14 protein-coding genes are annotated in these 11,330 nt (G+C 36.6%); all 14 read left to right on the forward strand.

What is annotated here, in order from left to right:
- The first annotated feature begins 187 nt into the window (after positions 1–187).
- Positions 188–1,354 (forward strand): methyl-accepting chemotaxis protein, encoded by a 1,167-nt coding sequence (locus AC27HL_RS06325; RefSeq protein ID WP_487079831.1) that lies wholly within the window; start codon positions 188–190, stop codon positions 1,352–1,354.
- A 420-nt stretch (positions 1,355–1,774) separates the two neighbouring features.
- On the forward strand, positions 1,775–2,290 hold the full coding sequence (locus AC27HL_RS06330; RefSeq protein WP_487079832.1) for a demethoxyubiquinone hydroxylase family protein: 516 nt from the start codon (positions 1,775–1,777) through the stop codon (positions 2,288–2,290).
- Positions 2,291–2,432: 142 nt separating this feature from the next.
- Positions 2,433–2,939: a GNAT family N-acetyltransferase gene (locus tag AC27HL_RS06335; protein ID WP_487079833.1), complete on the forward strand. Its 507-nt coding sequence runs from the start codon at positions 2,433–2,435 to the stop codon at positions 2,937–2,939.
- A gap of 425 nt (positions 2,940–3,364) precedes the next feature.
- Complete coding sequence (locus AC27HL_RS06340; protein WP_140603751.1) at positions 3,365–3,709, forward strand: hypothetical protein; 345 nt, start codon at positions 3,365–3,367, stop codon at positions 3,707–3,709.
- A gap of 2,326 nt (positions 3,710–6,035) precedes the next feature.
- A complete protein-coding gene (locus AC27HL_RS06345; protein WP_487079834.1) occupies positions 6,036–6,407 on the forward strand; it encodes a hypothetical protein in 372 nt (123 codons plus the stop codon).
- Between the two features lie 137 nt (positions 6,408–6,544).
- Positions 6,545–6,934, forward strand: a complete 390-nt coding sequence (locus tag AC27HL_RS06350; protein ID WP_487079835.1) for a hypothetical protein — start codon at positions 6,545–6,547, stop codon at positions 6,932–6,934.
- Between the two features lie 588 nt (positions 6,935–7,522).
- Positions 7,523–7,822: a hypothetical protein gene (locus AC27HL_RS06355; protein WP_487079837.1), complete on the forward strand. Its 300-nt coding sequence runs from the start codon at positions 7,523–7,525 to the stop codon at positions 7,820–7,822.
- A 116-nt stretch (positions 7,823–7,938) separates the two neighbouring features.
- A complete protein-coding gene (locus AC27HL_RS06360; protein WP_487079839.1) occupies positions 7,939–8,361 on the forward strand; it encodes a hypothetical protein in 423 nt (140 codons plus the stop codon).
- Positions 8,362–8,480: 119 nt separating this feature from the next.
- A complete protein-coding gene (locus AC27HL_RS06365) occupies positions 8,481–8,831 on the forward strand; it encodes a tetratricopeptide repeat protein (RefSeq protein ID WP_487079841.1) in 351 nt (116 codons plus the stop codon).
- 123 nt (positions 8,832–8,954) lie between these two features.
- Positions 8,955–9,221, forward strand: coding sequence for a hypothetical protein (locus tag AC27HL_RS06370; RefSeq protein ID WP_487079843.1), 267 nt, complete (start codon positions 8,955–8,957; stop codon positions 9,219–9,221).
- A 114-nt stretch (positions 9,222–9,335) separates the two neighbouring features.
- A complete protein-coding gene (locus AC27HL_RS06375) occupies positions 9,336–9,590 on the forward strand; it encodes a hypothetical protein (protein ID WP_487079844.1) in 255 nt (84 codons plus the stop codon).
- Between the two features lie 114 nt (positions 9,591–9,704).
- Entirely contained in the window at positions 9,705–9,977 is a 273-nt protein-coding gene (locus AC27HL_RS06380; RefSeq protein WP_487079846.1) for a hypothetical protein, read from the forward strand.
- Positions 9,978–10,403: 426 nt separating this feature from the next.
- The gene (locus tag AC27HL_RS06385; protein WP_487079847.1) at positions 10,404–10,880 is read left to right on the forward strand and encodes a DUF695 domain-containing protein; all 477 of its coding nucleotides are present in this window, start codon (positions 10,404–10,406) and stop codon (positions 10,878–10,880) included.
- A 113-nt stretch (positions 10,881–10,993) separates the two neighbouring features.
- On the forward strand, positions 10,994–11,330 hold a 337-nt coding region (locus AC27HL_RS06390), incomplete at its 3' end, for a hypothetical protein (protein WP_487079849.1).

The following is an 11,330-nucleotide window of genomic DNA, read 5'->3' on the forward strand; positions in this document are numbered from 1 at the left end:
CGATTAAGCAAAGCATGTTGCTTCACTAATAATTATTTCACCTTGAATGAAAAAACTAATAGTAAAGTAACACAATAGCATGTAATTTAATTGTAAATTTAGCATGGCTAATTGGCGATACCGCAGTAACGTAATTAGCGCATTGAAAAATTAATACAATAATTATAATCACGAATTTGGAAAGTAAATGTCAAACCGCTTAAGTATTAAACTATTGATCCCGACTATTTTCATTGGTGTTGTCTTCTTGCTTACGTTGTTGAGCCTAGGCGATGATATCAGCCATAGTATGACACTATTGTTAGTATTTATTATGGTATTAGTGCAAGTTGCGGTTGGCTACATCTACGCAGATAAAAAACTGAGTCAACGACTTCTACAATTGCAAACATATGTTACACAAGTGGCTAGTGTTGATGAAGCGCCAACAAAACTTGCTAAAGATGAAAACAATGATGATCTTGCTGAAGTGGTGAATAAACTTTCAGGCTTTATTGCTAATTTAGCTGATGTTGTTAGTGAAATTCGTGGTGAGTCTGAGCGATTAAAACAAGGCTCTGCGTCGTTAGCGGGGCAAATGTCAGACTCTGTAAATGCGGTAAATCAATCGGCTAGCCAAATAGAGCAAATGGCCAGCTCAATTGACCAAGTTGCATTAACTTCAACAACATTATCGGAAAGTGCAACACAAGTTAGCGATACTACTAATCAAGTGTTAACCATTTTAGAGCAAGGCACGAATGCCTCAAATACTAGTCAACATACCATTGAAGACTTTGCGAACGAAGTGACCGCAATGGCGTCTGATTTAGCGTTGTTACAAGAAGAATCGTCTCGTATTGGTAGTGTTTTGGAAGTTATTCGTGGTATTGCTGACCAAACTAATTTACTGGCACTTAATGCTGCAATTGAAGCTGCACGTGCCGGTGAGCAAGGGCGAGGTTTCGCAGTTGTTGCCGATGAAGTACGCGCATTAGCGCACCGTACACAAGAAGCAACAGTTGAAATTAATGCCATGGTTGAAGGTTTGCAAGAAAAATCAACCAATGCTGTTAATGCTATAAGTCGCGGGCAAAGTTTATCACAAGATAGTCTTGCTCATTCCGAGCAAGTTGTTGAAGCATTGCAACAAATTGGTCAGGTATTTACCGAGGTGGACACATTAACTTCGCAAATAGCACAGGGCACTAACGAACAGCAGCATTCAACTTCGTCAATTAACGATAATATGTCGATGGTTGTAGAGCTTAGTCGTGAGTTAAATAGTGGTTTGTCTACCGTTGCTGAATTGGCAGAAATGCAGCAACAAACGGCTGCAGAAGTTGATACCACATTAAATAGAATTTGCGTTTGATAAACTAACTTCGTTTTATATTGGAAAAGGCTCATATTGTGAGCCTTTTTTATTTCTATGAGCTGATTTAAAGTAATTTAGAGTTGGCTGATAAACTGGTGGTTATTTTACTGCAGTATTCAGTTCATCTTTAACCTAATGTATGGGCAATAAGTGTTAAAGTAAAAATAATTCCAAATATTTAATTTTGCACTGTGCATATGTACAGTTGGCCTTGTTTCCTCCTTTCTGCAAAAGAAAGTGTGCATTTTTCCTACTTTCACGCATGTAAAACCTAATTTTTATGTTTAGTCATTGATTCTTTTGTAGAAAAGAATTAGCGTAAGTGTATATTTTAACAAGGTGAATTTGTAGGGACTTGCATGAAAGTGAGAAATTTTCCTACTAATAAGCTGTTATATGCCAGTATGGAAACTCTATATGCCATCGATAGAAGTAGAAAGAATTATTCGTGTCGACCATGCTGGTGAATGCGGAGCGATAAGCATTTATAAATCCCAGCGATTTGTTGCTAGGTTTTTATATAAGGATTTAGTTGCGCAGCTAGATGAGATGTTGCATCACGAACAAGAACATTTTAATGTTTTTGATACTTGGCTCAAGTCAAATAACGTTAGGCATTGTTACGCTTTAGGGCTTTGGTCATTCGGCGGTTCTATTTTGGGTCTTATAACTGCGCTTTTGGGGCGCAGGGCTATATGGGTTTGCACTGATGCCGTTGAAACTACTGTTTTGCATCATCTTGAATATCAATTGGATTACCTCAAACAGAATAGTCAAAGTGCTTATGAAGCGGTGTTGAGTATAAAGGCAGATGAAGAAGTACATCAAAAACTTGGAATAACTAATGGCTCTGATTCTATAGTATATTTTCCGATTAAATTTATAGTTAAACAGTCAACTAAATTAGCTATTTGGTTGTCAAAAAAGTTGTAAAGGCATATAACAAGCCAATCAAGTCGGACGTATAACAGTTGGCTGCGTTCACTTCGTTCACAATTATAGCCAACTATTATCCGCCGCTTATTGGGGCGTTATGTAGCCTCAAGGGAAGTTTGTGCAAGTATCAGGTAGTAAAGTGAAACTCCGACTTTTAGATAAGTCTGATTGGGAATTGTTCAAAGTGTTAAACACTTGCCCAAATATTATGAAATATGTTTATGAACCTTTTTCAATTGAAGAGACACAGCAAAGATTTAAAGAGCGCACTCAGCCCTGGAAAGCTGAGTCCGACCAATGGCTTTGTTTCGCTATTGATGAAGTTTCCTCTGGGGAAAAGCTAGGGAGTATTGGCTTAAAAATTACTGATCATCAAGCAAAAATAGCTGAGGTAGGTTATCTACTTAAAACTGAAGCACAAGGTAAAGGGGTTGCAACAGAGGCATTAGAGCTCCTCAAAACTTACGCTTTTAAAAAAATACAACTAAATAAGTTGGTTGCAAGATGCTCTGTTAATAATATAGGTTCATATAAAGTGCTTGAAAAGTCGGGTTTTTCACGTGAAGGTTGCTTAAAACAAAACACATTTCGCAACAATGAATACTCAGATGATTATGTATATGGTGTGTGTGTATCGGCTACATAACAAGGCGCTCAAGAACGGACAAAAAACAGTTGGCTTTTGTTCGTTCCTCGCTTATTTTAGCCAACAAATTTTTGCCGCTTAGCGTGGCGTTATATGCTTTAAAGAATTGCGTATTAGAGCAGGAGATTTTTACGTAGTGTTTTTCGCTAAAACTGTTTAGTGTATGCACTAATAAACTTTGCTTTTTAATCCTTTTTCTAAGGTAACAAAGTTATTAATTTAGTTCAGCCAGTTGTGCTAACGCTCAAAAGTTCATGGTTGGTCGTTTTATAACGGGTGCTTTAAAATTCGTGTAGCGCTTGTTTTTACTGGCGCTGCATATAACAAGCAATTCAAGCGGGACTTTTTACAGTTTGCCTGGTTCCGCTTCGCTACACATTTTGGCAAACGATAAAAAGCCCCTTAATTGGGCGTTATGTGTTTCTATGAATTACGATGAATTTGTCAACGAAGTCCAAAAATACGATAACGACGCTGATGTTGCTAAATTATTGGGCGTATTGAAAGATTGGAAGCTTAATAGTGAAAATGTGGTTAAGCTTAAATCGACCATTGAAAGGTTTTTTGGTCACTCTCGGATTGAGAGTGAAGAAACTCATAATCACCTTTATAAGTTGTGGTCATCTTTCAGCACAAGTGCAATCGGAAACATCGGTGGCATGACAATGAATGAACGGCTTTTTTGGTTTGGTTTATTTGAACAATTTGATAGTTGTAAATCTGAGGCTAAAAAACAATTGATTTACAGTAAGTTGTCAGCCAACACATAACAAGCCAATCAAGCGGGACTGCTAACAGTTTGCTCAGTTCCACTTCGTTTCACATTTTAGCAAACTATTATCAGCCCCTTATTGGGGCGTTATATGCTTCAAAGAATTACGTATTAGGGCAAGAGATTTTTTGCGTAGAGTTTTTCGCTAAAACTGTTTAGTGTATGCACTAATAAACTTTGTTGTTATTCCTTTTTCAAAGGTAACAAAGTTATTAATTTAGTTCGGCCAGTTGTGTTTAACGCTCAAAAGTTCACGGTTGGTTGTTTTATAACTGGTGCCTTAAAGTTCGTGTAGCGTTTGTATTAAATTACGCTGCATATAACAAGCAATTCAAGCGGGACTTTTTACAGTTTGCCTGGTTTCGCTGCGCTACACATTTTGGCAAACGATAAAAAGCCCCTTAATATGGGCGTTAGGTGAATAAGTGAAAGTTGCGAGTTTTGCATTTAACCTTTTATCATACTTCTCTCTTGTTTGTTCGCTACTTGGGCTAATGTCTTTTGTGTTAATTGCCCCTGAAACTAATGATTTTAATCCTTTTTTAATATGGGTAATCGGCTGCTTTACTGGTCTTTTTACAACGACATTAGTTTTAATATTTAAAATTAGGTTGTTACCAAAGTACTATTTGGGATTTATTTTAAATGCATGTTTAATAGGTTTATTTATTTTGCTGTTAACTATTCCATTAATTCCCTTTCAGGAGTAAATTCACCTAACAAGCTGTTCAAGCGGGACTGCTAAAGTTTGGCTCGGTTCCGCTTCGCTACACATTTTAGCCAAACATTATCAGCCCCTTAACAGAGCGTTATATGCTTTAAAGAATTACGTATTAGAGCAAGAGATTTTTTACTTAGTGTTTTTCGCTAAAAGTGTTTAGTGTATGCACTAATAAACTTTGTTATTTATACCTTTTTCAAAGGTAACAAAGTTATTAATTTAGTTCAGCCAGTTGTGCTAACGCTCAAAAGTTCACGGTTGGTTGTTTTATCACGGGTGCTTTTAAATTCGTGTAGCGTTTGTTTTTACTTATGCTGCATATAACAAGCAATTCAAGCGGGACTTTTTAAAGTTTGCCTGGTTTCGCTGCGCTACACATTTTGGCAAACTATTAAAAAGCCCCTTAATATGGGCGTTATATGCTTTAAAGAATTACGTATAAAGGCAAGAGATTTTTTACGTAGTGTTTTTCGCTAAAACTGTTTAGTGTATGCACTAATAAACTTTGTTATTTATACCTTTTTCAAAGGTAACAAAGTTATTAATTTAGTTCAGCCAGTTGTGCTAACGCTCAAAAGTTTACGGTTGGTCGTTCTATAACGGGTGCTTTTAAATTCGTGTAGCACTTGTTTTAACTTGCGCTGCATATAACAAGCAATTCAAGCGGGACTTTTTAAAGTTTGCCTGGTTTCGCTGCGCTACACATTTTGGCAAACTATTAAAAAGCCCCTTAATATGGGCGTTATATGCTTTAAAGAATTACGTATTAGAGCAAGATACTTTTTACGTAGTGTTTTTCGCTAAAACTGTTTAGTGTATGCACTAATAAACTTTGTTGTTTATTCCTTTTTCAAAGGCAACAAAGTTATTAATTTAGTTCAGCCAGTTGTGCTAACGCTCAAAAGTTCACGGCTGGTTGTTTTATAACGGGTGCCTTTAAATTCGTGTAGTGTTTGTTTTAAATTGCGCTGCATATAACAAGCAATTCAAGCGGGACTTTTTAAAGTTTGCCTAGTTTCGCTGCGCTACACATTTTGGCAAACTATAAAAAGCCCCTTAATATGGGCGTTATATGCTTTAAAGAATTGCGTATTAGAGCAAGATACTTTTTACGTAGTGTTTTTCGCTAAAAATGTTTAGTGTATGCACTAATAAACTTTGTTATTTATACCTTTTTCAAAGGTAACAAAGTTATTAATTTAGTTCGGCCAGTTGTGCTTAACGCTCAAAAATTCACGGTTGATTGTTTTATAACGGGTGCCTTTAAGTTCTAGCAGTGTTTGTTTTTACTGGCGCTGCATATAACAAGCAATTCAAGCGGGACTTTTTAAAGTTTGCCAAGTTTCGCTTCGCTACACATTTTGGCAAACTATTAAAAAGCCCCTTAATTGGGCGTTATATGCTTTAAAGAATTACGTATTAGAGCAAGATACTTTTTACGTAGTGTTTTTCGCTAAAACTGTTTAGTGTATGCACTAATAAACTTTGTTATTTATACCTTTTTCAAAGGCAACAAAGTTATTAATTTAGTTCGGCCAGTTGTGCTTAACGCTCAAAAGTTCACGGTTGGTCGTTTTATAACGGGTGCCTTTAAGTTCTAGCAGTGTTTGTTTTACTGGCGCTGCATATAACAAGCAATTCAAGCGGGACTTTTTACAGTTTGCCTGGTTTCGCTGCGCTACACATTTTGGCAAACGATAAAAAGCCCCTTAATTGGGCGTTATGTGTTTCTCTAGGCTTTGTTATGAAAAATATATTTTTAACATGCTATGACTACGGTACTGGTGGCGTTTGGAGGTGTTTTTTTGCCAAATCTGCACAGGAAATCATCGATAAATATCCAGAATTATCTGTGGTAGATACAATTCCTGACTGGATGGAAAAGGATAGGATTGTTACGCTTAATGAGCAGGCAGTCGATATAAATGAGGGTGACGATGAATTTCTTAATTCAATAATAGCAGGAAGAAAATAAGTACAGTATATCAAACACATAACAAGTTACTCAAAAGGACAAATAACAGTTGGTTTTTGCTCCTTCGTCGCTTATTTTAACCAACTGTTATTTGCCTCTTAGTAAGGCGTTAGCTGTACAAGGATATTTCAGCACCTATGGATTTCGCTATTTTAACAATATCTGTGTTACTACCTTTAATAATCTGTCATTGGTATTCACAACATGAATACAGCATGTCACTTTCTGATAACTTTAAAAATTGGAAGCTCGGAAAATACGCAGGTGTTATACTTTTTGTTAGCTTCATAAGTTATATGCTCACTTCAGATTATCGCAATGAATATATTGGAGAATTTTGGTTCTATTTCTTAGAGCCAAGTATGTTTTTGTGTTTAATCATTTATTCTAAACCCGCAAGTGAAATTGTGGATGGTTACTCAGAGTTTTTGAGTGTTGGTTTAAATGAAGATGTTGCATTTATTTTAGGTTGGCTTGGTTTAATTTTTGTCGTTGGTAAAACGGCTTTGACGAGTATGTACAGCTAACAAGCTGTTCAAGCGGGACTGCTAAAGTTTGGCTCGGTTTCGCTTCGCTACACAATTTTAGCCAAACATTATCAGCCCCTTAACAGGGCGTTATGCGTCAGCCGCGAATTCAGTTAAATCTATTGTTTTCGGTTGGTGTTTTACAAAGGCTAGGGTGCTTGCTGCCAATTCTTTGTCTTGGTAACGTAAGTACTAAGTTTGCTGTTTCAGCTTTTGGCTCAACAGTTTTTCGCCAAAGTAAGTTTGGTGGTAAAAGCCATTGTAATTAAGTGGCTCAAAATTCATGGTTTGGTGTGTCGCGCTGCGTAGGTATTCTTGTTTTCTACGGTCGGGCTGCCACATTTATTTATATAAATGGCGCTGTTTGTGGTAATCGCAACCAGCGCATAACAAGGCGCTCAATGGGACGTTTAAAGTTTGGCTCGTTTCGCTGCGCTCACAATTTTAGCCAAACTATAAACGCCTATTAGCTTGGCGTTATAAGTACCAAGGGTTGTGCATTTGAAAATTGTAGGAATAGTATTCATTTTATTATATTGCTTAACTTGGATTCGGATTGTTCCGGAGACTCAGGAGTTAATCACTAAAATGGATCAGCAATGTATCGGTAAAGCTGAACAAGAAAAAGACGAATATCCAAATGGTATTACCTTATGGTCTCCTTATATATCGCAAGCAAGATCTGTAAACTATAAAATTGCTAACTATGAAGCCACATCCCATATAAATAATATCAAAACTATCGTGATACCAATTGCTCCATTTATCTCATATTACAGTTATGATATTGAATCGTCAGGCTTTAAGTGCGGTGGCTCTGGGCTTACTCATATTGGCTTGGACAATGAACTAAAAACTACGAAAATCTTATCGCAGTGGATTATATAGGTACTTATAACAAGCTGTTCAAGCGGGACAAATAACAGTTGGCTGGTTCCGCCTCGCTTCACATTTTAGCCAACTACAATTTGCCCCTTAACAGGGCGTTATATTGCAAGGAACGTATGAGTAAAATTCTAGCAGTGGCGTTGGTTATTATTAGTTCTTTTACCTTTGCTAAATCAGTTGTAAATATACCTCTAATTATTTCATCTAAGCAGGCACTAGATTTTGGAATTAAAAAAATTATAGGAAAGCCAGCCGAGGGAGAAAGTTATTGGGTTATGTTGGTTTACCCTAAGTCTATAAAGCAAAAAGATAAACTGAACGAAATAACAGTAACTTTATTGCAAAATGATAATGAGTTAATCACTACTTTGGTCAAAGCTGACAATAGCGCCCATAAAGATTATATGAGAAGTCATTTTCTTATTACAAAGGATGAAAATGTCATTTTGAAAGTGCAAATTACCTATGGCGGGCAAACTTATACTATTCCTAATATTATGGAACTTAAAACAGTTTCATATGAAGAATTTGCAATATAACAAGTAATTCAAGTGGGACTTTTTACAGTTTGCCTAGTTTCGCTGCGCTACACATTTTGGCAAACTATAAAAAGCCCCTTAATATGGGCGTTATGTGTCAGGTGAATATGTTCTCTGTTGTGAGCAGATTAAAAGGATTAATTTCAAGCTCCTTTGAAGAAGAGGTTAGCGATCAAGATATTCGAGAGCACCTTAAAAGTAATGCTCAAAAAGGAGATTTAGACTGTCAATGTGATTATGCCATTGTATGTCTTGATGGTTTTGGCGGTCCGGTAAACCTCGGTCATGCAGAATACTGGTTAAATCTGGCTGCAAATAAAGGCCATAGCAATGCACAGTATTTTCTCGGCTATTGTTATTTTGAAGGCGAGTATCTTGATAAAGATGTTGAAAAAGGTAATTTCTGGCTAACTATTGCAGCATCAAATGGTCATAAAGAAGCTCAGAAGTATGTTGATACAGACACATAACAAGCTGTTCAAGCGGGACAAATTACAGTTGGCTGGTTCCGCTTCGCTTCACATTTTAGCCAACTAAAATTTGCCCCTTAACAGGGCGTTATATTTTCAGCAAAGGATTTGCGATATTTAATTATGAATTCATTAGAAAGACTTAAAGCAGCACATAAAAAATCTATATTTCATCGTTCAGAAATCATGGCTAGTAAAGTTTGCGGCTGTTTTTGTTGTGGGCATATTTTTTCGCCTTCAGATATAGAACAATGGACTGATAAAAATGATCAGGGTTTGGGCCAGACTGCCTTTTGTCCTAAATGTTCTATCGATTCAGTCTTAGGTGACTTATCTGGTTTTCCAATTGCTCCTGAATTTTTACTTGCTATGAAAAGTCATTGGTTTTAGTGTAATAAAAATATAACAAGTTACTCAAACGGACGCTAAACAGTTGGCTAGCACTCGTTCCTCGTACATTTTAGCCAACAATTTCGCGCCGCTTAGTAAGGCGTTAGGTGTTTCGTGAGTTTGCCAATAAATCATTGCCCAGTTTGCGGCTTTAAAATTGATGAAAGTTACAAATCAGTGTATGAACTGAGATGTTCATACAATATTTGTGATTGTTGCGGCTGCGAATATGGCTATGATGACGATCTTGATTTTTACAATGAATGGGTAAAAGGTGGGTGTGTTTGGTTTGAGAAAAAAGCTAAACCAGAAGGCTGGAATTTAGAAGACCAAATTCAAAACCAAATTAGACCTTGGCCACCAGAATAAACACCTAACAAGGCATTCAAACGGACAATTTACAGTTTGTTGTTCGCTTCGCTCAATTTTAACAAACTGTAAAGTTGCCGCTTAATGTGGCGTTAGGTTAACAAGGAAGTATCAATGAAGTGTCCACACTGCGATAAGAAAATAGGCTTGTTTTCAAAAGCATTAAATAAATTTGGAAAAATTAAGAATTGTCCCCATTGCTCGGAAACTATTAAGCTGTTTGTAAGCTTTAAGGTTGCTGGAATTCTCCTTATCCCTTTAGTATTACTCTCAATTTTTATTTTAAAACCAATTCTTATTAGTTTGGATTTTAGTGGCGGTATAGCCACAGGGTTAATGGGGGGCTTGATAGTTTTTCTATCAATGCGTCTGAAAAAGTTAACCTAACAAGTTGTTCAAGCGGGACTGCTAAAGTTTGGCTCGGTTTCGCTTCGCTACACATTTTAGCCAAACATTTATCAGCCCCTTAACAGGGCGTTATATGCTTTAAAGAATTACGTATTAGAGCAAGAGATTTTTACGTAGTGTTTTTCGCTAAAACTGTTTAGTGTATGCACTAATAAACTTTGTAATTTAATCCTTTTTCAAAGGTAACAAAGTTATTAATTTAGTTCGGCCTGTTGTGTTAACGCTCAAAAGTTCACGGTTGGTCGTTTTATAACGGGTGCCTTTAAATTCGTGTAGTGTTTGTTTTTACTGGCGCTGCATATAACAAGCAATTCAAGCGGGACTTTTTACAGTTTGCCTGGTTTCGCTGCGCTACACATTTTGGCAAACGATAAAAAGCCCCTTAATTGGGCGTTAGGTTAAAAAATGAATCGTGTCGCAATTTTAACATTCCTATTTATCGTTGGTGGAGCTATGGCAAAAGAACAATTATGGATTACTGGTAAATTTGAGTATGAAGGATATCCTTTGCATTTAAGAGTTCCTAAAGGGCTTAGTTACGATGAGTTATCGGTCAAATTCCCCAAATTCATTTCTGTTACACATTCATTGAGTCAAACTACGGATACCGGCTTACCTGTGTCAGAATACAATAATACTTTAGGAGACTTTGATGAGTTTCTTATAAAATATCTAGAAAATGGAAATACGGGTATCACAGTATTAGTCGAAACTTTTGGTGGTAATAGAGTTTACTATATGTATTCTAAAAAAGACTTCGATGTTGCAACATTGAACGTCTCAATAAGCCAACAATTTTCCCAGCATAAAGTTGAGATTGATTCGAATATGGATGACAAATGGTCCTTTATAAGGCAATACTCAAAGGACTGGGGGTTTTAACCTAACAAGCTGTTAAACAAGGACAAAATACAGTTGGCTTTTGCTCCTTCGTCGCTTATTCTAGCCAACTATATTTTGCCCATTAACAGGGCGTTAGGTGTGAAGATAACTCTATGGATTACGAAGATATACCGCAAATTTTAGAAAGGGATAACCCAAGTGAAGTCTTACGTGTACCAATAATGGTATCTATGTATGATGACGATCAGGAGTTTTGTGAAGAAATTTGCTTAAAACTTTCTGCACACCAGCATTATCAAGTGCGCGCAAACGCTATTTTGGGTTTCGGACATATCGCTAGAAGATTCCAATGTCTTTTATCGGACAAGATACTCGATATTGTCAATGTCGCGTTATCGGATGAAAGTGAGGAAGTACGTGGCCAAGCCTACAATGCCGCAAGTGATATTTTGTGCTATTTAGAAATCAAACTTCCAAGTTTTAATCACA

This window comes from Colwellia aquaemaris (genome assembly GCF_057548755.1).

Bases quoted from the DNA above. Each gene is read 5' to 3' on its own strand.
- AC27HL_RS06340 (WP_140603751.1), top strand. From the start codon at position 3,365: ATGAATTACGATGAATTTGTCAACGAAGTCCAAAAATACGATAACGAC.
- AC27HL_RS06325 (WP_487079831.1), top strand. From the start codon at position 188: ATGTCAAACCGCTTAAGTATTAAACTATTGATCCCGACTATTTTCATT.
- AC27HL_RS06385 (WP_487079847.1), top strand. From the start codon at position 10,404: ATGAATCGTGTCGCAATTTTAACATTCCTATTTATCGTTGGTGGAGCT.
- AC27HL_RS06360 (WP_487079839.1), top strand. From the start codon at position 7,939: ATGAGTAAAATTCTAGCAGTGGCGTTGGTTATTATTAGTTCTTTTACC.
- AC27HL_RS06350 (WP_487079835.1), top strand. From the start codon at position 6,545: ATGGATTTCGCTATTTTAACAATATCTGTGTTACTACCTTTAATAATC.
- AC27HL_RS06355 (WP_487079837.1), top strand. From the start codon at position 7,523: ATGGATCAGCAATGTATCGGTAAAGCTGAACAAGAAAAAGACGAATAT.
- AC27HL_RS06380 (WP_487079846.1), top strand. From the start codon at position 9,705: ATGAAGTGTCCACACTGCGATAAGAAAATAGGCTTGTTTTCAAAAGCA.
- AC27HL_RS06370 (WP_487079843.1), top strand. From the start codon at position 8,955: ATGAATTCATTAGAAAGACTTAAAGCAGCACATAAAAAATCTATATTT.
- AC27HL_RS06330 (WP_487079832.1), top strand. From the start codon at position 1,775: ATGCCATCGATAGAAGTAGAAAGAATTATTCGTGTCGACCATGCTGGT.